The organism is Enterobacter cloacae complex sp. P2B (assembly GCF_014895985.1).
Taxonomy (GTDB): Bacteria; Pseudomonadota; Gammaproteobacteria; order Enterobacterales; family Enterobacteriaceae; genus Enterobacter; species Enterobacter bugandensis.
This window is the reverse complement of record NZ_JADBQQ010000013.1, coordinates 78,789-98,876: the sequence shown is the minus strand read 5'-3', so window position 1 is coordinate 98,876 and position 20,088 is coordinate 78,789. Positions and strand designations below refer to the sequence as shown.

The 20,088-nt window shown below is 59.7% G+C and carries 14 protein-coding genes; 6 read left to right on the top strand and 8 right to left on the bottom strand.

Features of this window, described 5'->3' with window-relative positions:
- Window positions 1-108 precede the first annotated feature (108 nt).
- Window positions 109-1,704 carry an ABC-F family ATPase gene (locus tag IM313_RS13355; protein ID WP_041910703.1) on the top strand — a complete coding sequence of 532 codons (1,596 nt, stop codon included), beginning with the start codon at window positions 109-111 and terminating at the stop codon, window positions 1,702-1,704.
- Between the two features lie 187 nt (window positions 1,705-1,891).
- Here IM313_RS13355 and IM313_RS13350 read toward each other — a convergent pair whose 3' ends face one another.
- Window positions 1,892-4,255, bottom strand: coding sequence for a TIM-barrel domain-containing protein (locus IM313_RS13350; protein WP_192972086.1), 2,364 nt, complete (start codon window positions 4,253-4,255; stop codon window positions 1,892-1,894).
- Between the two features lie 17 nt (window positions 4,256-4,272).
- The gene (locus tag IM313_RS13345) at window positions 4,273-5,574 is read right to left on the bottom strand and encodes an MFS transporter (protein WP_028012467.1); all 1,302 of its coding nucleotides are present in this window, start codon (window positions 5,572-5,574) and stop codon (window positions 4,273-4,275) included.
- A gap of 288 nt (window positions 5,575-5,862) precedes the next feature.
- Here IM313_RS13345 and IM313_RS13340 point away from each other — a divergent pair, with 288 nt between their 5' ends.
- Window positions 5,863-6,936: a LacI family DNA-binding transcriptional regulator gene (locus IM313_RS13340; RefSeq protein ID WP_047368158.1), complete on the top strand. Its 1,074-nt coding sequence runs from the start codon at window positions 5,863-5,865 to the stop codon at window positions 6,934-6,936.
- Here the strand turns inward: IM313_RS13340 and IM313_RS13335 are convergent.
- The 4 genes from IM313_RS13335 to IM313_RS13320 form a co-directional block, all read right to left on the bottom strand.
- A complete protein-coding gene (locus tag IM313_RS13335) occupies window positions 6,933-8,189 on the bottom strand; it encodes a DUF1479 domain-containing protein (RefSeq protein WP_041910700.1) in 1,257 nt (418 codons plus the stop codon). The two genes, IM313_RS13340 and IM313_RS13335, sit on opposite strands and share 4 nt — an antisense overlap.
- Window positions 8,190-8,338: 149 nt before the next feature.
- Complete coding sequence (locus IM313_RS13330; protein WP_045259978.1) at window positions 8,339-9,154, bottom strand: Cof-type HAD-IIB family hydrolase; 816 nt, start codon at window positions 9,152-9,154, stop codon at window positions 8,339-8,341.
- Between the two features lie 154 nt (window positions 9,155-9,308).
- Window positions 9,309-11,741, bottom strand: a complete 2,433-nt coding sequence (locus IM313_RS13325) for a formate C-acetyltransferase/glycerol dehydratase family glycyl radical enzyme (RefSeq protein WP_192972085.1) — start codon at window positions 11,739-11,741, stop codon at window positions 9,309-9,311.
- Between the two features lie 4 nt (window positions 11,742-11,745).
- Window positions 11,746-12,645, bottom strand: a complete 900-nt coding sequence (locus IM313_RS13320; RefSeq protein ID WP_192972084.1) for a glycyl-radical enzyme activating protein — start codon at window positions 12,643-12,645, stop codon at window positions 11,746-11,748.
- A 127-nt stretch (window positions 12,646-12,772) separates the two neighbouring features.
- On the opposite strand from IM313_RS13320, the gene fsa reads away from it, so the two are divergent.
- Window positions 12,773-13,435: a fructose-6-phosphate aldolase gene (gene fsa, locus IM313_RS13315; RefSeq protein ID WP_028012473.1), complete on the top strand. Its 663-nt coding sequence runs from the start codon at window positions 12,773-12,775 to the stop codon at window positions 13,433-13,435.
- 89 nt (window positions 13,436-13,524) lie between these two features.
- Here the strand turns inward: fsa and moeB are convergent, their stop codons facing one another.
- Both moeB and moeA read right to left on the bottom strand, forming a co-directional pair.
- Window positions 13,525-14,277 (bottom strand): molybdopterin-synthase adenylyltransferase MoeB, encoded by a 753-nt coding sequence (moeB, locus tag IM313_RS13310; protein WP_192972083.1) that lies wholly within the window; start codon window positions 14,275-14,277, stop codon window positions 13,525-13,527.
- Window position 14,278: 1 nt separating this feature from the next.
- Window positions 14,279-15,511 carry a molybdopterin molybdotransferase MoeA gene (gene moeA / locus IM313_RS13305; protein WP_192972082.1) on the bottom strand — a complete coding sequence of 411 codons (1,233 nt, stop codon included), beginning with the start codon at window positions 15,509-15,511 and terminating at the stop codon, window positions 14,279-14,281.
- A 188-nt stretch (window positions 15,512-15,699) separates the two neighbouring features.
- Between moeA and iaaA the strand changes: the two genes are divergently transcribed.
- The 3 genes from iaaA to gsiB are packed head-to-tail and all read left to right on the top strand — an operon-like array spanning window position 15,700 to window position 20,083.
- Window positions 15,700-16,638 (top strand): beta-aspartyl-peptidase, encoded by a 939-nt coding sequence (iaaA, locus tag IM313_RS13300; RefSeq protein WP_192972081.1) that lies wholly within the window; start codon window positions 15,700-15,702, stop codon window positions 16,636-16,638.
- An 11-nt stretch (window positions 16,639-16,649) separates the two neighbouring features.
- Window positions 16,650-18,521, top strand: a complete 1,872-nt coding sequence (gene gsiA, locus IM313_RS13295; RefSeq protein ID WP_192972080.1) for a glutathione ABC transporter ATP-binding protein GsiA — start codon at window positions 16,650-16,652, stop codon at window positions 18,519-18,521.
- Between the two features lie 23 nt (window positions 18,522-18,544).
- Window positions 18,545-20,083, top strand: coding sequence for a glutathione ABC transporter substrate-binding protein GsiB (gsiB, locus tag IM313_RS13290; protein ID WP_048999336.1), 1,539 nt, complete (start codon window positions 18,545-18,547; stop codon window positions 20,081-20,083).
- Window positions 20,084-20,088 lie beyond the last annotated feature (5 nt).

Genomic DNA, 20,088 nt, shown 5'->3' with positions numbered 1-20,088 from the left:
CATTTTTTTCGATTTTGTTAAAGTTTAGTGGATTGCCGCAACACGGGATCTCAATTCGGAATTGTGGCATAATGCCGTGTTTATCACACTTTTCGCAGGAATCTCTCCGTGTTAGTTACCAGCAACGTCACTATGCAGTTTGGCAGTAAGCCGCTGTTCGAAAACATTTCCGTCAAATTTGGCGGCGGCAACCGTTACGGCCTGATTGGTGCCAACGGTAGCGGAAAATCCACCTTTATGAAGATCCTCGGCGGCGATTTAGAGCCGACGCTGGGCAACGTGTCGCTCGATCCGAACGAGCGTATCGGTAAGCTGCGTCAGGATCAGTTCGCCTTCGAAGAGTTCACCGTGCTCGACACCGTGATCATGGGGCACGCGGAGCTGTGGGAAGTGAAGCAGGAGCGCGATCGTATCTACGGTCTCGCCGAAATGAGCGAAGAAGACGGCTATAAAGTGGCCGATCTGGAAACGCAGTACGGCGAAATGGACGGCTACTCTGCGGAAGCGCGTGCGGGCGAACTGCTGCTGGGCGTCGGTATTCCGGTTGAACAACATTACGGCCCGATGAGCGAAGTCGCGCCAGGCTGGAAGCTGCGCGTGCTGCTGGCGCAGGCGCTGTTCTCTAACCCGGACATCCTGCTGCTCGACGAACCAACGAACAACCTGGATATCGACACCATCCGCTGGCTGGAGCAGACGCTGAACGACCGCGACAGCACCATGATCATCATCTCGCACGACCGTCACTTCCTGAACATGGTCTGTACGCACATGGCGGATCTGGACTACGGTGAGCTGCGCGTATATCCGGGCAACTACGACGAGTACATGACGGCAGCCACCCAGGCGCGTGAACGTCTGCTTGCCGACAACGCCAAGAAGAAAGCGCAGATTGCGGACCTGCAGTCCTTCGTCAGCCGCTTCAGCGCCAACGCCTCTAAATCCCGTCAGGCAACATCGCGTGCCCGTCAGATCGACAAAATCAAGCTGGAAGAGGTTAAAGCCTCAAGCCGTCAGAACCCGTTCATCCGCTTCGAGCAGGACAAGAAACTGTTCCGTAACGCCCTGGAAGTGGAAGCCCTTACCAAAGGCTTCGATGAAGGCCCGCTGTTTAAAAACTTCAACCTGCTGCTGGAAGTGGGTGAGAAGATTGCCATTCTGGGCGCCAACGGCGTGGGTAAATCTACCCTGCTGAAAACCCTGGTGGGTGAACTGCAGCCGGACAACGGCACCGTGAAGTGGTCTGAAAACGCGCAGATTGGTTACTACGCGCAGGACCACGAATACGAGTTCGAAAATGACCTGACCGTCTTCGACTGGATGAGCCAGTGGAAGCAGGAAGGTGACGACGAGCAGGCGGTGCGCAGCATTCTGGGGCGTCTGCTGTTCAGCCAGGACGACATCAAAAAGCCCGCCAAAGTGCTCTCCGGTGGTGAAAAAGGCCGCATGCTGTTCGGCAAGCTGATGATGGAAAAACCGAACATTCTGGTGATGGACGAACCGACTAACCACCTGGATATGGAATCTATCGAATCGCTGAACATGGCGCTGGAGATGTATCAGGGCACCCTGATCTTCGTCTCTCACGACCGTGAGTTCGTCAGCTCCCTGGCGACCCGCGTGATCGAAATTACGCCAGAGCGCGTGGTGGACTTCACCGGTAACTACGAAGATTACCTGCGCAGCAAAGGTATCGACGGCTAATTTCCCGTCGTCTTTCACGCTGCAGATGCGTTGGCTGCACCTGTTCACCCCGGTCACTTACTTATGTAAGCTCCCGGGGATTCACAGGTTTGCCGCCTTCCTGCAGCGCGAAATACTTAGGGAAAGGCGTCGTGCCTTTATCCCCTCTCCCCGTGGGAGAGGGTTAGGGTGAGAGCATCAGGCCGTACTACACCACCCACTCGCTCCCTTCAACCCCATTCACCCGCAGCGTACGTTTTTCCCCCGCCGGTAACGACACCTTCAGCGCCTTCCACGCCGGACGATAATCCCCGCGCGCGTTCACCTTCAGGTTGATGGTTGCGCCATCACACTCCATTTCCCATTCCACCCACAGCGCATTGCCCTTCTTATAGCCCCAGCTTTCACCGTCGTCTTCAAACAGCAGCCCCGTGGTTGTGCCGACGCCTTTAACTGGGAACAGCTTCAGCTCGCGGGTCGAATCTTTTTCAGCACTCACATGCGTGATGCGCTCGCTAAGCGGCAGACCGGCCCCGGCGCGCACCAGCAGCGGCAGTTTTTCCAGCGGCGCATCAAGGACGATGGATTGCCCGCCCGCATACCACGCGTGGGTGTAAAAATCGTACCAGCCCGTTTCGTTATCTGGCAGCCAGACGCGGCGCTCGCGCTGCCCGGCTTCGACGACGCTGGCGACCAGCAGGTCGCGGCCCAGCAGGAAGTCATCGCACTCTTCGAAGGTCTGCGCGTCGTGCTCGTGGTCGAGGAAGGTCGGGCGCAGCATCGGCTCGTCGTCGGCGTGCGCCTGCCAGAGCAGGGTGTAGAGATACGGCAGCAGGCGGTAGCGCAGCTCAATCGCGCCGCGAATGGCAGGCGTGACGCCCGGATACATCCACGGCTCGTTCACGGTGCGATCGTCATTCCAGGAATGGATGGTAAAGCGCGGGTGCATTACGCCGTTCTGCACCCAGCGCACGAACAGCTCGGCGTCCGGCTTGTCGCCGGAGAAACCGCCCACGTCGTGACCGACGTTGAATAATCCGGACAGGCTCATGCCCAGCCCCATGCGGATGTTATAGCGCAGCGTGTCCCAGTTAGTGCGGTTGTCGCCGCTCCAGGTCTGAACGTAGCGCTGCATCCCGGCGCAGCCGGAGCGGGAGATGAGATACGGACGCTTCTCCGGCGCAAAGCGCTGCTGCGCTTCCAGCGAGGCGCGCATCATCAGCAGTGGCATCACCGGGCGAATGTGCTTGATGGCGATCTCCTTGCCGAAGCCAAAGCAGCGGGCTTCCCCGTCCCACACTTCATACTCGTTGTTGTCGTTCCAGGTGGAGTCGATACCCATCTCCAGCAGCTGTGTGGTCACGCCGTTCTGCCACCACTGCACCGTCTGCGGGTTGGTAAAGTCGAGGTGCGAGCCTTCGTCATCCCAGAAGCTGGAGCGTTCAGGCGCGTCGGTTTCTGAATCACGGATGAACAGGCCGCTCTCCGCCACTTCACCGTAGCGCGGATGATCCTGCAGCAGGCACGGCTTGATGTTGGCCGCAAGCTTCAGTCCCGCGTCGTGGAAGGCCTGGCTCATCGCCTTCGGCTGCGGCACTTTGTCGTAGTTCCAGTTGAAGACGTAGCGCTTGCCGTTGATGGAGGTATAGCCGGACGAGAGCTGGAACGAATCGCACGGAATGGCGTGCTCTTCGCACAGGCGGATGAAGTTCATCAGCTGATTCTGCGCGTCCGGTGCGTCGGTGTAGTGCATGGTCGAGCCGCTGTAGCCCAGGCTCCACTTCGGCCCAAACAGCGTTTTCCCGGTCAGGCGCACGAAGGCTTTGGTGACGTCCAGTGCGCGCTTGCCGGTAAAGATGTAATAATCAATATCGCCCGCTTCCGCCTGCCAGCGGCGATAGGCGGTGTGATAGTTGTCGATCTCGTTGCCCAGATCCAGCCAGCAGCTGCTCAGGTTGTCGTAGAACAGGCCGTAGCTCACGTCATCGCGGCGGGTGAGGGTAAACGGAATGTGCTTATAAAGCGGATCGGTGCTGGCGGCGTTATAGCCCATGGCGTCCAGGTTGCGCATCTCGTAACGTTTGCCGTTGCGCTGCAGATCGCCCGCTTTCTCGCCCAGGCCGTAGAAACGCTCGTCCTTGCGGCGGCTGAGATAGTGCGCCACGCCGTCGCCGTGGGCGTTCAGCAGGTAGGCGCTGGTCGGGCGATCCTGGACCAGCGGCTGCCATTCGCCCGCATCATTACGGTAGTGCCACTCCAGCCACAGGGGCTGGTGGACGGTCACGCGCAGCTGCTCGGTTGCCACCGTCACTGCGTCATCCTGCTGCGTCAGGGTCCAGGCCGGGCAGGAGAAACCGCTCAAGTCGTCACGACGGCGGCCTTCCCACGGCACGTCTTGTTCCGGCGCGATGCTCCAGGTGCGGTCCAGCGCCAGCTCGCCTTTGCGTTTGATCAGCACGCGGAACAGGTTCTGTTCCAGCACGTACAGGCACAGGCGGTGCTGATTATCCACCAGCAGCTCCAGATGATTCGCAGACTGCTTATCAACGGTCCAGTTTTTCAGGGTTTTCATATGCAATACATCCACTATCAGGCGCGCTTGGCGCGACGTTCAGCAATAAATGCCACCAGGAAGAGAGCGCCAATCAGGTCAAAAAAGCCCATGGCAATAAAAAGCGGGTTGAAGCCGATTTTGTCGGCGGTCACCCCGATTAACAGGGAAAACAGGAAGCTGGCGATCCACGCCGCCGAGCCGCGCATGCCGTTGACGGTCGCCATCTGGCCCTTATCGAAGGACTCCACCACCAGCGCGCTCAGCATGCAGGAGATAATCTGGTGCCCGAAGCCGCCGATGGAGATCAGCACGATGGTGATATACGGGTCGCGGGTCACGGCGACGATGGCCAGAGAAATCATCAGAAACGCGCCGGTGACGGAGCTTGCCACCACCGAGTTCACGCGGGAGCAGCCGAACCAGCGGGTGTACAGGCGCGTCAGGTAGCCGCTTGCCACGCTGCCGAGGTCGGCGGCGAGGAAGGGCAGCCAGGCAAACATCGCGATCTGCTTCAGGTCCATGCCGTGCTCTTTGGCGAGGTACAGGGGCACCCAGAAGCTCAGCACCGCCCAGGCGGGTTCTGCCATAAAGGCCGGGATGGCGATACCGTAGAAGCGTTTGTTTTTCGAGACGGTTTTCAGCGCGGTCAGGAAGGGCAGCTTGACCGGTGCGGGTTCGTTATCCTGCTTGATAAACGCCAGCTCGTCGCGGCTCAGGTTCGGGTGCTGTTCCGGGTTGTGGTAGAACGCCCACCAGAGGATCACCCACAGCAGCGCCAGCACGCCGGTAAACATAAACGCGCCCTGCCAGCCGAACGACGCGTGAGCAAAGTAGATGATAGGCGGGGCCAGCATCGCGCCGATGGAGAAGCCCACGCCCGCCCAGCCGGCGGCAACGGGACGCTCTGATTTCGGGAACCATTCGCCGATGGTTTTGGCGTTCGCTGGCGTGGCGGCAGCTTCGGAAGCGCCCATAAAGAAGCGCAGAATGGCCAGGTGCAGCCAGCTTCCGGCGCCCGCGTGGAAGATACACATCAGCGCCCAGATCCCGGCGCAGACCATAAAGCCAATCTTCAGGCCGATGACGTCAATCAGCCAGCCGCACAGGGGCTGGAAAATGGTGTAGGCGATCTGAAACGCGCCGACTATCCAGGAGTACTGCTCGGTGGTGATCCCGAGGCTCTCTTTCAGTTCCGGGGCGAGGATCCCCAGCGAGTTACGGGTGATGTAGTTAACGGTGACGCCAAGTAAAAACAGCACCAGCACGTACCAGCGCAAATTCTTAATGACGCGACGGGTTTTGCTTGTCGCAACGGTGTTATTGATGTCCTGACTCATTTTACTCTCCACAAGACGGACGGTAAGGGGACGGAGGTTCAGGTGTCACACAGATTGTTATGCCTTTGATTTCTATCCGCTTAGAATGCTTAAGTTGCTATACAACTAGTATGGAAGCTGTGTGACAAGTTCACCTTAGGGAAGAAAATGAGAGGGCAAAAGTGGATTTTGTGCAAAATTTCTCATAACTGACGTAAACCCTCTGGCATGATGGTCTTTATGTCAGTTATTGCCTGATGAACACGCTATGAAAATTTTTTCATTTCGCAAATGGAGCCAGATCACAAAATGGACAAAAGGCTAAAAATCACCGAAATCGCCGCCCGTACCCAGCTCTCCATCAGTACGGTTTCCCGTGTGCTGGCAGGCAAAGCGAATACCAGCGAAAAGGCGCGGGCTAAGGTGCTGGCGTGCGCGCGGGAGCTGGGGGTGATGGACGGCATGGCGGCGGGGCGTCTGCTGCTTAACAGCCTGGTGGTTTTTGCCCCTCAGCGTGCCTTCGACGAGCGGTCCGACATCTTTTACTACCGCGTGATCCAGAGCGTGAGCAAAGGGCTTGCCTCGCACGAGGTTCGGCTGCGCTACTGCGCGCTGGAGGAGAACGACAGCGACGCCCAGATTTTTCTGGCACGCATGAACGAGCCGGATACCCAGGCGGCCATTCTGCTCGGTATCGACGATCCGCATATCCACGATCTGGCGGTGGATGTGGGGAAACCCTGCATGCTGATTAACTGCCGGGACCGCCGCATGCGCCTGCCTGCCGTTGCCCCGGATCATCGCGCCATCGGCGAGCGGGCGGCGGAGTACCTGTTCGAGATGGGGCACCGCGAGGTGATGAACGTGCTGTGCCTGCGTCGCTACACCATGGAGCTGCGCCTGGCGGGGATCCGCGACGCGTGGCACGCTCATAATCTCAGGTTTAACGACAGGCGCGATCTGCTGGTGGTGCCAAGCTTCAGCGCCAGAGAGACGGAGCAACTGGTGAGCGAGTGGCTTAACCAACAGAAGGGAAAAGACCTGCCGACGGCGTTCCTGGTAGGCGGGGACTTTATGGCGGCAGGCACCATCAGCGCGCTGCAAAATCACGGTCTGCGCGTGCCGCAGGACGTCTCGGTGATGAGCATTGACGGCTTTAATCTGGCGGCGATTCAGGATGTGCCCTTAACGGCGGTGCATGTTCCCCGCGACGAGCTGGGAACGGAAGCGGTGCATATGCTCCAGCAGCGGCTGATGCGCCCGGACGCGCCGGTAGGAACATTGCTGCTGAACGGCACGCTGGCCGTGCGGGAATCGGTACGGCGGATACGTCAGGGGAAACGACGCACCGCCGTGGAGCGGGAAGGGCTGTACGACAGTTAAGCCATGCCCAGCGCACGCTTGCCGTGGATATTGAGATCGTTCACGGTAAAACGGTCCTGCCAGCTTTTTTCATAATCCTCGCGCGGGAAGTCTCCCGGCGACGCGCCGGTTTCCAGCGCTTCCTTGACCTTTTTCGCATAGGCGAGGTTCTTCTCGCACATTGGCGCGGCGGGGATGTACATCACGTTGCCCCAGCCCTGCTGATTTTCCACCGGCGCGACAGAGTGGATCACGTCGCAGTGCCACCACACGGAATCGCCGGCTTCCAGCGCCGGAATACTGGTTAATGCTTCGACAAGCAGCGGGTGCCACTTCTCGGAAATCGGCAGCACGCGCCCCGGCGCCACGCCGCAGAGTTCGTCTTCCGGCACGTCGTCCAGCAGCGGACGCAGCAGAATGTAGGCCATTGCTTCCGGGATCGGCACCACGTGCAGCAGCCCCTGGCCGGGGATCATGTCCGACAGCGCCGTCCAGCCCTGGAAGGTGCGGAACACCGAGCACTTGGTGGTGTTATCCACGGTGTACTCTTCCACTTCAGTACGGTGCGCGGCGTTCCACGGATCGTATTTCTCGACGTTGCCGTCAAACACGCGGGCAAACACCTGCTGGTAAGCCGGCAGCAGCCAGCGCTCCAGCGCGCCGGAATCGGTATGCGCCCCCAGCCCTTTGGAGGTGGTTCCCGGCGGACGGCGGCGAATGCGGTCCGGATAAATCACGCTCACGTCAGGGTTAAACCACTGCTTGCCGTTGCTCTCGAATGTCCATAAACGGTTCAGGAACGACTGCACCTGCGCCATCGCTTCGCTCTGGCGCGCCTGCATTTGCGCCTGGGACCAGTAGATCGGGTAAATCTCCGGGCGGGAGGCGGTTAAGGTGCCGAAGAAGTTGTCGCCCGGCCCTTTGTACACCTCGTCAAACTTGTTCAGATCGAGGTAGTCGAGCATCGACCGATCCCACGCCAGCGCCTGCTCGCGGGGGAAGTGACCTTTAATCACCGCGCAGCCGCGGCGCTTAACGGCCTCGCGCTGAGCGTCGGTAATCGTGCCGTTTTTCACATCTGCAAACGGAATCACCGGCCAGACGGATTCGCCTTTATTTTTCAGGGCGTTGATCTCCGCCACGCGGGTGGCGATTTTATCGCTGAGCTTGTCGAACACCGCCTGCACGTCGCCGATCTGCGCGCGTAACTCACGTTTTAACTGACGGATTGCCGCTTTGTGGTCCGCCGGCAAGGTTTCACTGGTAAAGGTCATAACTGCCTCGCATCTTTCATTCGAAAGTAAAAATATCTACAAGTGATACTTTAAGTTAAAAATAAGTTAATGCAAGTTTAAAAACTTGACGCAAGCCACAGGACGGAAAAAGAGTGAGAGGCCGGAGCGGGGCTCCGGCGAGGAAAGGATCAGACGTCGAAAGGAGAGTGGTTGTCGAGCACGGCCTGAATGACGTTCAGCGCGCCCTGATGGTTGTTATCGTCGGTGCTGTAGCGGCTAATGTCTTTAATGCTCTGCGCCGCGTTGCCCATCGCAAAAGAGTATTTCACCAGCTTCAGCATCTCGGCATCGTTGCCGCTGTCGCCAATGCCGACGCACTCCTGCGGGGAGATTTTCCAGCGTTTCAGCAGGCGGCTAATGCCGTTGGCTTTGTGCAGGCCGGGGATAATCAAATCGACAAAACCGAAACCGCTGGTGACCGGCTTCATGATGCCGTCAAGGGAGACGTGCAGTTTATCGACCAGGTTCGGGATATCGCTGTCCGGCAGGTTCAGGGAGAACTTAAACAGCACGTCGTCGATTTCGCGGTAATCGCTGATGCGTTTTAAGCGGTGATAGTGCTTTGACATCAGCGCCACGAAGGCGTCCGGGGCTTTGTCGCTGACGTAGGCACTCTCCAGCCCGCAGGCTACAAAGTTCAGCCCTTCGTCTTTCAGTAGTTCGCCAATAACGATCTGCGACTCATGGCGGGTCAGCTCGCCGTGGAAAACCTGTTCGCCGTGGTCGAACACCAGCGCGCCGTTCTCCGCCACGAAGGAGATCTGCTCTTTCAGCTCGGGGAAGAAGGAGATGAGCTGGTAATACTGGTTGCCGCTGGCGACAACGAATTCAATATCGCGGGATTTAAGCTGCTCAAACTGTGCCTGGAAGCGGTCACGATCGTACTGCTTGGCATCATCAAGGAAAGTTCCGTCCATATCGGTGACGATAACTTTAACGGTCATACTGTGCTCCTGGGTCACTGCGTTTTGAAACATTCTAATAACAAGGTGACGGGGAGCACAAATTTAATTTCATTCGAAAGTAAAAGCAAAACGGCAACCGAGGTTGCCGTTTTTAGTGTTTTCTCCCTCTCCCACGGGGAGAGGGAATACTTCGCTACAGCGTATGCTCAGTACGGGCGATAATATCGTCCTGCGCATCCGGCGACAGGGCGGTGAAGAACGCCGAGTAACCCGCAACGCGTACCACCAGGTCTCGATACTGGTCAGGGTGTTTCTTCGCCTCCAGCAGCGTTTCGCGCGAGACAATGTTGTACTGAATATGCCAGCCCTTGTGCACCTCGAAGAAGGTGCGCAGCAGCACCATCAGCTTCTGGCGATCGCTGTCGTTTTCCAGCGTCGACGGGTTCAGCTTCTGGTTAAGCAGCACGCCGCCCAGGATCGCCTCGGTAGGCAGTTTACCGACCGAGCCGATCACCGCGGTCGGGCCGAGGTGGTCGGTACCGGAAGCCGGGCTTGCCCCTTCCGCCAGCGGGGTGTGGGCCTTACGTCCGTCCGGCGTCGCCATCGTTGCCGCGCCGAACGGTACGTTAGCGGAGATAGACGACGTGCCCGCGTAGTAGTTACCGCCAATCGGGCCGCGGCCGTAGCGGGGGTTGTGGTACTGCTTCAGCTCCTCAATGTAGGTTTCGTAAGCACGGGTCAGCAGCATGTCCACGCTATCGTCATCGTTGCCGTATTTCGGCGCACCGTTGATCAGGCGCTGGCGCAGCTGCTCGTGGGTCAGCCCGTCGAAGTCATCCGCCAGCGCCGCCGCCAGCTGCTGCTGACCGATAGCGCCCTGCTCAAAGACCAGCTTTTTCACCGCTGCCAGGCTGTTGCCGAGGTTGGCGATACCCACCTGCAGGCCGGAGACCCAGTCATACTTCGCGCCGCCCTGCTTGATGCTTTTCGCGCGTTCGATGCAGTCGTCCACCAGCGCCGAGCAGAGAATATCGTGGACGTTCTCCTCCAGCATGGTGTCTACCACGTACTCAATTTCGATAGATTTGCGGGTGTAGTAGCGGATCTGGCTGTCCCACGCCGCCATCACCTCCTCGAAATTGTCGAAGTTGCCGGCTGAGAGCGCTTTTTCCTGCGGCAGGAACACCTTGCCGCTGGTGGCGTCGCGGCCGCCTTCCAGCGCCGCCAGCATGACGCGGGCGAAGTTGATAAAGCTCATGCCGGTGCAGCGGTAGCCCCACTTGCCGCCCACAGCGGTTTCGATGCAGCCGATGGCCGCGTAGTCGTAGGCATCATCGCGCTCAACGCCGAGCTTGATGAATTCCGGGATCACGATTTCGTCGTTGTTAAAGGCAGGCATCCCGAAGCCGCAGCGGATCACCTGCACGCAGGCGTCGAGGAAGTCGTTGCTCATGCCCGCATGGTAGCGCACGCTCAGGTTTGGCTGGGTAGAGCGCAGGCGACCGCAGGATTCCAGAATCGCGTAGGAGAGCGGGTTCACCGCGTCCATCGGCTCGCCGTTAACCAGCTTCTGACCACCAATGGTAACGTTCTGGTACAGCGGGCTGCCGGCAGAGGCTTTGGAGTGCGAGCCGGAGCGGATCTTGTTCACTTCCAGCAGCTTCAGCCAGCAGCTGTGCAGCAGCTCGATGGCGTGCTCGCGATCCAGGCTCTGGTCCAGCTCCACGTCGCGGCGGTAGTACGGGTAGAGATACTGGTCCATACGCGCGAAGGAGACGGAGTGGCCGTTGGACTCAATCTGCAGGATCAGCTGAATGAAGTAGCACAGCTGCAGCGCCTGCCAGAAGGTTTTTGGCGGCTCGTGGGCAATCACGTCGCAGTTTTCCGCCATCGCCAGCAGCTCGTCGCGGCGGCTTTCGCGGGTTTCCGTAGACGCCATCTCACGCGCCAGGTCGGCGAAGCGTTTGATGTGCAGGCTGACGGCTTCCAGCACGATATCAATTGCCTTCAGGAACTGATCGCCGTGCAGGTCTTCCAGCACCGTCAGATTGATGCGCGAGCGGCGTTTGGCCACTTTGGCGCGCAGGCCGTCGAGACCTTTCTCCAGCACCAGCGGGAAGTTTACCGCCAGGTGCGCGTCGCCGGAGGTCATGTTGCCTTCGGCTTTGATGATGCCGGTTTCGAGCAGGCCTTTCTGCTCGTCGGTGAACATGCCGTAGCAGCGGTCCTGCACCGTCTGGCCGCGCCACCACGGGCAGATTTCATGCAGCACACGCTTGTTCTCTTCGCTCACCGCGAAGCCCGCACCCGGACGGTCCGCCAGATCGTCAATCTCTTTCTCAATCCAGGAGACGGTATATTCCGGGAAGATCGGCGCAGCGCGCACTTCGCTGGCCTGGTTCCCGATAATCAGCTCGTCGTGCTTGATCCAGATGGTGCGTTCCGCCAGGTGATGTGCCAGCGCCAGGGCGCGACGCACCGGGATCGGCTTGTCCATGTGCTGCTGGTACATTTCGGTGTAATGCTGCGCGCGCTCGGTACAGACCGGCGGCTTGACGATATGCACCAGCGCCATTTTATGCGCTTTAATACGTTCGCTGAGGGTGTTGAGATTCAGGGTGGTCATAGGTTTATCCTCGTAAGGTCGCGGTTAACCCTTTCTGGCAGGCGTACTGCTGCGCGAAATCCAGCAGGGCAGGGTTATCCAGCGGTTTTTCAGGGGCAGAGTAGGGTTGGCCGAGCAGGGTGTATTTGTTCATGCCCAGCGTGTGATACGGCAAAAAATGAATATCATCGACGCCGAGTTCGTCGGCAGCGAAGTTGGTAATGGCGGTGATGGAGGCTTCATCCGCGTTGAAGCCCTGGATCAGCGGCACGCGGATGGTCATCTTTTTCCCGGCCGCGGCCAGGCGCTTCAGGTTGTCCAGGATCCGTTTGGCCGAACCGTCGGTCCACTGTTTGAACACCGCTCCGTCGACGTGCTTAAGGTCGGCGAGGAACAGATCGACGTACGGTAATGACGGCTCGATATAGTGCCACGGCACGTGAAGGCAGGTTTCGACGGCGGTGTGGATACCCTGTTCGTGGCTGGCCTTGAACAGGGCGTGCGCCAGCTCCGGGTTCATAAACGGCTCGCCGCCGGAGAGGGTGATCCCGCCGCCGCTGCGGTCATAAAAGGGTTTGTCGCGCAGCACGGTGGCCATGATCTCGTCCACCTTCTTCTCTTCACCGCAGACGGTAAGCGCCTGCGTCGGGCAGCAGTCGGTGAGGGCATTAATCGTCTCTTCACTCAGCTTTTCACGGTGGATGACCAGGCCATTGAGCGCGCGTTCGATACAGCCCGGTGCCGCCAGCTGGCACAGGTCGCAGCCTTCCAGACACAAGCGCGCGTCAAACAGCACGTCCCGGCTGCGCGAGCGGCTTTCCGGGTTCTGGCACCAGCGACAGCCCAGCGAGCAGCCTTTCAGGAACACCACGGTTCGAATACCCGGGCCGTCGTGGGTGGAATAACGCTGAATATTGAAGATCATATTTTTGCCCTCAAGTTGCATATGAAGATTAAATGACTTTCGAATGAAAGTTATCTTGATTCAGGTCAACTCTTGAGCAGGTTTTATCGTGATAGGGTAAGTGCAGGCTAATTTTGAGGGTGACATCATGGAACTTTATCTCGACACATCTGACGTTGCGGCAGTCAAAAAGCTGGCGCGTATCTTCCCGCTGGCGGGCGTGACCACCAACCCAAGCATTGTGGCGGCAGGAAAAACGCCGCTAGATGAGCTGCTGCCCGCGCTGCACGACGCGCTGGGCGGTAAGGGCCGTCTGTTTGCGCAGGTAATGGCAACCACCGCCGAAGGGATGGTGGAAGACGCGCGCAAGCTGCGCGCTATCATTAACGACCTGGTGGTGAAGGTGCCGGTGACCGCGGAAGGGCTGGCGGCTATTAAGATGCTGAAAGCGGAAGGGATCCCGACGCTGGGCACGGCGGTGTATGGCGCCGCGCAGGGGATGCTGTCCGCCCTGGCCGGAGCTGAGTATGTGGCCCCTTACGTTAACCGCGTGGACGCGCAGGGCGGGGACGGGATCCAGACCGTGATTGAACTGCAGCAGCTGTTGGCGCTGCACGCGCCGCAGTCAAAGGTGCTGGCCGCGAGCTTTAAAACCCCGCGTCAGGCGCTGGACTGCCTGCTGGCAGGGTGCGAGTCCATCACGCTGCCGCTGGACGTCGCGCAGCAGTTTATTACTTCCCCTGCGGTGGATGCGGCGATCGTGAAGTTTGAGCAGGACTGGCAGGGGGCGTTTGGACGGACGTCTATCTGACGGGTGCGGCCTGATGCCCTCACCCCAACCCTCTCCCACAGGGAGAGGGAGCAAACACTAAAACGGCAACCTGAAGGTTGCCGTTTGCTTTAACCTCCGCAAACCTCACACCCCGGATTGCGCATCAGCTTCATCTCGCGGAACTGACAGGTCATCGCGTCATACATCACGATTTTCCCCGCGGCAGGCGTGCCGTAGTGCGCCAGCACTTTAATCGCTTCCATTGCCTGCAATGAGCCAATCACGCCGACGAGTGGTGCCATCACGCCCGCCTCGACGCAGGTCAGCGCATTCTCGCCAAACAGACGGCTCAGGCAGCGGTAGCAGGGTTCACCATCCGCGTACGTGAAGACGCTAATTTGCCCCTCCATGCGGATTGCCGCGCCGGAGACCAGCGGGGTTTTGTGGGCAAAACAGCCCGCGTTCAGCTGGTTACGGACGGCGACGTTATCGGTGCAGTCGAGCACCAGATCGTGCTGCGCAATCTGCGCGAACAGCGCGTCGTCATCCAGCATCGCGTCAATCAGGGTGAACTGAACGTTGGGGTTGATGCGCGCCAGCGCCGTGCGGGCAGAGTCCACCTTCGGCTGGCCAACCGTCGCGTCGCTGTGCAGCGTCTGGCGCTGCAGGTTGGACACCGAGACGGTATCGAAATCCAACAGCGTCATCCTGCCCACGCCCGCCGCCGTAAGATACTGCGCGGCGGCGCAGCCCAGCCCGCCGAGACCGACGACCAGCACTTTGGCTGCCTTAAGCGCTTCCTGCCCCTCAAAGTCAAACCCGCGCAGCACGATCTGGCGGTTGTAGCGCATCATCTCCTGGTCGCTCAGCTCCACCGTCATGTCAGCCTCCGAACAGGTGGTTAAAGCGCTCAACCTCAACCCATTCGCCGGCTTCCACGTTGCCACGCTCGCGCTCCAGCACGATGAAGCAGTTACCCAGACTGAAGGAGCTGAAAATGTGCGAGCCCTGATGTCCGGTGGTGCTCACTTCGAGCTCACCGTCCGCGCCGCGGACCAGAATGCCGCGCTGGAAATCGAGACGACCCGGCGATTTTTTCAGCCGCGTAGCGGCACGCACGCGCAGGCGTTCCGGCAGCGGGCTGGCTTTGTTGCCGGAAAGCTTCGCCAGCAGCGGGATCGCCAGCTGGTAGAAGGTGAGTGCCGCAGAGACCGGGTTACCCGGCAGGCCGCAGAACCAGCTGTGCGGAAGCTTGCCAAACGCGAACGGTTTGCCCGGCTTAATCGCCAGCTTCCAGAAGGCGATTTCGCCCAGCTCTTCAAGAAGGGTTTTAGTGTAATCCGCTTCGCCCACGGAGACGCCGCCGGAGCTGATGACCACGTCGGCGGATTTGTCCGCCTCGATAAATGCCGCGCGCAGTTTTTCCGGGTCGTCTGGAATGATGCCGAGGTTAATCACCTCGCAGCCCAGCTGCTCTAGCATCAGGTGTACCGCCAGGCGGTTGGTGTCATAAATCTGGCCGTCCTGCAGCGGCTGGCCCGGAAGCTGCAGCTCGTCGCCGGTGGAGAAGACCGCCACGCGCACCTTGCGGACAACGTCAACTTCCGCGATGCCGAGCGACGCCAGCACCGGCAGTTCACCTACCGTCAATTTCTGCCCGGCGGCAAAAACGGTCGCGCCGAGGGTGATGTCTTCGCCCGTGCGGCGGATGTTCTGACCCGCTTTAACGTTCGCGGTAAAACGTACCCCGTCGTCGGTCTGCTCGGTCTCTTCCTGCATCACCACGGCGTCGCAGCCCTGCGGAACCGGCGCGCCAGTCATAATGCGCACGCAGGTGCCCGCAGGCCATTCGCCGCCAAACGGCTGGCCCGCAAAGGCTTTACCCGCCACCGGCAGGGCGTTACCCGTCTGGAGATCCGCCAGGCGCACCGCGTAACCGTCCATCGCGGAGTTATCGAACCCCGGCACGTTCATCGGCGAGACGATATCGCGCGCGGCAATACGACCAAAACAGCGCACAAGCGGCAGCGTCTCAACGTCATGCAGCGGAGAAATACGGTCAAGCATCTGCGAGAGTGCCGTTTCAAGCGGCATCAGTCCGGCGGTAAAATCCATGGTGGGCTCCTGCGGAGTAACAACGAAAGCGCCCATTATGGCAGAAAAGTGCGGCTAACTGTATGACCCGATGGGTGTACGCTTTACATCACTGTTGCGTCTTTCTATATTCAAAAATCATCTGAAGTTTCATCGACGATAATGATATTTATAGAAAAAGCCGCGAATCAGGCTAACGGGTGATGCGAATGGTTAATGCGGTAATCGCAATTCATGGCGGCGCAGGGGCAATCACCCGTGCACAGCTCAGTCCCGAGCAGGAAAAGCGCTACATTGACGCGCTGTACGCCATTGTGGAAACGGGCCAGAAAATGCTGGAAGCGGGCGAGAGCGCGCTGGATGTGGTCACCGAGGCGGTGCGCCTGCTGGAAGAGTGTCCGCTCTTTAATGCCGGAATAGGTTCGGTTTTTACCCGGGATGAAACCCACGAGCTGGACGCCTGCGTGATGGACGGCGTCACCCTGAAGGCGGGCGCCGTGGCGGGCGTGAGCCATCTGCGAAATCCGGTGCTGGCGGCGCGTCTGGTGATGGAGGAGAGCCCGCACGTTCTGCTGGCGGGCGCCGGGGCGGAAAAATTTGCCTTTGAGCACGGAATAGAACCGGTATCGCCGGATCTGTTTTCCACGGAAGAACGCTATCAGCAGCTGCTGGAAGCCCGTACGGCGGGCATAACGCAGCTTGACCATACTGCGCCGCTGGATGAAACCACCAAAATGGGCACGGTTGGCGCGGTGGCGCTCGATAAAGCCGGTAACCTCGCGGCGGCGACGTCAACGGGCGGCATGACCAACAAGCTGCCGGGACGCGTCGGCGACAGCCCGCTGCCCGGCGCGGGCTGCTATGCCAATAACGCCACGGCAGCGGTGTCGTGTACCGGCACCGGGGAAGTGTTTATTCGCGCCCTCGCGGCCTACGACATCACCGCGCTGATGGATTACGGCGGTTTAAGCCTGAGCGAGGCCTGCGAGCGCGTGGTGATGGAAAAATTACCTGCCCTGGGCGGCGTCGGCGGGCTGATTGCGGTCGATCGTGAGGGCAACGTGGCCCTGCCGTTCAACAGCGAAGGCATGTACCGCGCCTGGGGCTATGCCGGTGATGAGCCGAGCACGGGCATCTATCGTGAATAAGGGGGCAGCGCGTGCCGCACACTGAAGAACTGGACAACCGCGAGGTGCTGGCTGTCCATCAGCTGAATATTGCGTTTCAGGAAGAGCGGCAGTTCATCCCCGCAGTACAGAATTTATCGTTCTCGCTCAGGCGCGGCGAGACGCTGGCGATTGTTGGCGAATCCGGCTCCGGTAAATCGGTCACCGCGCTGGCGCTGATGCGCCTGCTGGAACAGACGGGCGGGCAAATCAGCAGCGAGAAAATGCTCCTGCGCCGCCGTAACCGTCAGGTCATCGATTTAAACGAGCTGAGCGGCGCGCAGATGCAGGGCGTGCGCGGGGCGGATATCGCGATGATCTTCCAGGAGCCGATGACCTCCCTGAACCCGGTGTTCCCGGTCGGGGAGCAAATTGCCGAGTCCATCCGGCTGCATCAGGGGCTGAGCGGCGATGAGGCGCTCAGGGAAGCGAGACGCATGGTGGAGCTGGTGCGCATTCCGGAGGCGCAGGCCATTCTGGGGCGCTACCCGCATCAGCTTTCCGGCGGCATGCGCCAGCGGGTGATGATTGCCATGGCGCTCTCCTGCCGTCCGGCGGTGCTGATCGCCGATGAGCCGACGACGGCGCTGGACGTGACGATTCAGGCGCAGATCCTGCAGCTCATCAAAGTGCTGCAGCAGGAGATGGAGATGGGGGTGATTTTTATCACCCACGATATGGGCGTGGTGGCTGACATCGCCGATCGGGTGCTGGTGATGCACAAGGGCAATGCTGTGGAAACCGGTGCGGTCGAGCAGATTTTTCATGCCCCCGAGCATCCTTACACCAAAGCGCTGCTGGCGGCGGTGCCGCGGCTTGGGGCAATGAACGGCAGCGATTTGCCGCGCCGTTTTCCGCTGATTTCCCTGGAGGCGACAGAGCCGCAGGAGGATGAAGGCGAGCAGGACACCGTGGTGTCGGGTAAACCGATACTCGAAGTGCGCAATCTGGTGACCCGCTTTCCGCTGCGCAGCGGAATTTTCAACCGCCTGAAGCGCGAAGTGCATGCGGTGGAAAACGTCAGTTTTGATCTCTGGCCGGGTGAAACGCTGGCGCTGGTAGGAGAGTCCGGCTGCGGGAAATCCACCACCGGGCGGGCGCTGCTCAGGCTCGTGGAGACCCAGGAGGGGACGATAACCTTTAACGGTGAACGTATCGACACCCTGCCAGATAATAAATTACAGGCGATACGGCGAGATATTCAGTTTATCTTCCAGGATCCGTATGCCTCTCTCGACCCGCGCCATACGGTAGGGTACTCAATTATGGAGCCGCTGCGGGTGCATAACCTGCTCGACGGCGAGGCGGCGCAGCGTCGTGTGGCCTGGCTGCTGGAGCGAGTTGGCCTGAAGCCGGAACACGCCTGGCGTTATCCGCACGAGTTTTCCGGCGGGCAGCGGCAGCGTATCTGCATCGCCCGCGCGCTGGCGCTGAACCCGAAGGTGGTGATTGCGGATGAATCCGTCTCGGCGCTGGATGTCTCGATCCGGGCGCAAATTATCAACTTACTGCTGGATTTACAGCGGGATATGGGCATTGCCTTCCTGTTTATCTCGCACGATATGGCGGTGGTAGAGCGTATCAGCCACCGCGTGGCGGTGATGTTTATGGGGCAGATCGTGGAGATTGGCCCGCGAAGGGCGGTGTTTGAGAATCCGCAGCACCCCTACACCCGCAAGCTTATTGCGGCGGTCCCGGTTGCCGATCCCGCGCACCGCCACGGCCAGCGCGTGCTGCTGCAGGATGAGATGCCGAGCAACATTCGTAAACGCGGCGAAGCCGTGGAGCGCGTCACGCTGCGTGAGGTTGGTCCGGGCCACTTCGTGGCTCCGCCGCGCCAGGACAATGCCTTCTCACGGTTATAACTTACAACAGGCAGGAGAACACAATGGTTACATTTGTAGCGCGTAAATGGTTGTTAGCCGCGAGCGTGACGGCAGCCCTGGCCGCTGCCCCCGCGTTCGCCGCCAAAGACGTGGTGGTTGCCGTCGGCTCCAACTTCACCACGCTCGATCCGTACGACGCCAACGACACGCTCTCCCAGGCGGTGGCGAAATCGTTCTATCAGGGGCTGTTTGGTCTCGACAGAGAGATGAAGCTGAAAAATGTGCTGGCGGAGGGGTACACCGTATCCGACGACGGGCTGGTCTATACCATCAAGCTCCGTTCCGGCGTGAAGTTCCAGGACGGGACTGATTTCAATGCTGAGGCGGTAAAGGTCAACCTCGACCGTGCCAGCAATCCTGAAAACAGCCTCAAGCGCTATAACCTGTATAAAAATATCGCCAGCACCGAGGTAGTCGACCCGGCAACGGTAAAAATCACCCTGAAAGAGCCATTCTCCGCGTTTATCAATATTCTGGCGCATCCGGCGACGGCGATGATCTCGCCCGCCGCGCTGAAAAAGTACGGTAAAGAGATCGGCTTCCACCCGGTGGGAACCGGGCCGTACGAGCTGCTCACCTGGAACCAGACCGATTTTGTGAAGGTGAAAAAATTCGCGGGATACTGGCAGCAGGGACTGCCGAAGCTGGACACCATCACCTGGCGTCCGGTGGTGGATAACAACACCCGCGCGGCAATGCTGCAAACCGGCGAGGCGCAGTTTGCCTTCCCCATCCCGTATGAGCAGGCCGCCATTCTGCAGAAAAACAGCAAGCTGGAGCTGGTTGCCAGCCCGTCTATCATGCAGCGCTACATCAGCATGAACGTCACGCAGAAGCCGTTCGATAACCCGAAGGTGCGTGAAGCCATCAACTATGCCATTAACCGTCAGGCGCTGGTGAAGGTCGCTTTTGCGGGTTATGCCACCCCGGCCACCGGCGTGCTGCCGCCGTCTATCGCGTATGCGCAAAGCTATCAGCCATGGCCGTACGATCCGGCTAAAGCGCGCGAGCTGCTGAAAGAGGCGGGTTTCCCGAACGGCTTCAGCACCACGCTGTGGTCGTCGCACAATCACAGCACCGCGCAGAAGGTGCTGCAGTTTACCCAGCAGCAGTTGGCGCAGGTGGGTATCAAGGCGCAGGTGACCGCGATGGATGCCGGGCAGCGTGCGGCAGAAGTGGAGGGGAAAGGGCAGAAAGAGAGCGGCGTGCGGATGTTCTACACAGGCTGGACGGCCTCGACCGGTGAAGCCGACTGGGCGCTGTCGCCGCTGTTCGCCTCGCAGAACTGGCCGCCAACCCTGTTCAACACCGCGTTTTACAGCAATCCGCAGGTGGACAAAGACCTGGCCGATGCCCTGAAAACCACCAAACCGGAAGAGAAAGCCCGCCTCTACAAGGACGCGCAGGACATTATCTGGAAAGAGTCGCCGTGGGTACCGCTGGTGGTGGAGAAACTGGTCTCAGCCCATAACAAAGCGCTGACCGGGTTCTACATCATGCCGGACACCGGCTTTAGCTTTGACGATGCGGATTTAAAATAAACCTC

Bases quoted from the DNA above. Each gene is read 5' to 3' on its own strand.
- IM313_RS13325 (WP_192972085.1), bottom strand. From the start codon at position 11,741: ATGACCACCCTGAATCTCAACACCCTCAGCGAACGTATTAAAGCGCAT.
- IM313_RS13330 (WP_045259978.1), bottom strand. From the start codon at position 9,154: ATGACCGTTAAAGTTATCGTCACCGATATGGACGGAACTTTCCTTGAT.
- IM313_RS13350 (WP_192972086.1), bottom strand. From the start codon at position 4,255: ATGAAAACCCTGAAAAACTGGACCGTTGATAAGCAGTCTGCGAATCAT.
- IM313_RS13345 (WP_028012467.1), bottom strand. From the start codon at position 5,574: ATGAGTCAGGACATCAATAACACCGTTGCGACAAGCAAAACCCGTCGC.
- fsa (WP_028012473.1), top strand. From the start codon at position 12,773: ATGGAACTTTATCTCGACACATCTGACGTTGCGGCAGTCAAAAAGCTG.
- IM313_RS13335 (WP_041910700.1), bottom strand. From the start codon at position 8,189: ATGACCTTTACCAGTGAAACCTTGCCGGCGGACCACAAAGCGGCAATC.
- moeA (WP_192972082.1), bottom strand. From the start codon at position 15,511: ATGGATTTTACCGCCGGACTGATGCCGCTTGAAACGGCACTCTCGCAG.
- gsiB (WP_048999336.1), top strand. From the start codon at position 18,545: ATGGTTACATTTGTAGCGCGTAAATGGTTGTTAGCCGCGAGCGTGACG.
- iaaA (WP_192972081.1), top strand. From the start codon at position 15,700: ATGGTTAATGCGGTAATCGCAATTCATGGCGGCGCAGGGGCAATCACC.
- IM313_RS13340 (WP_047368158.1), top strand. From the start codon at position 5,863: ATGGACAAAAGGCTAAAAATCACCGAAATCGCCGCCCGTACCCAGCTC.
- moeB (WP_192972083.1), bottom strand. From the start codon at position 14,277: ATGACGGTGGAGCTGAGCGACCAGGAGATGATGCGCTACAACCGCCAG.
- IM313_RS13320 (WP_192972084.1), bottom strand. From the start codon at position 12,645: ATGATCTTCAATATTCAGCGTTATTCCACCCACGACGGCCCGGGTATT.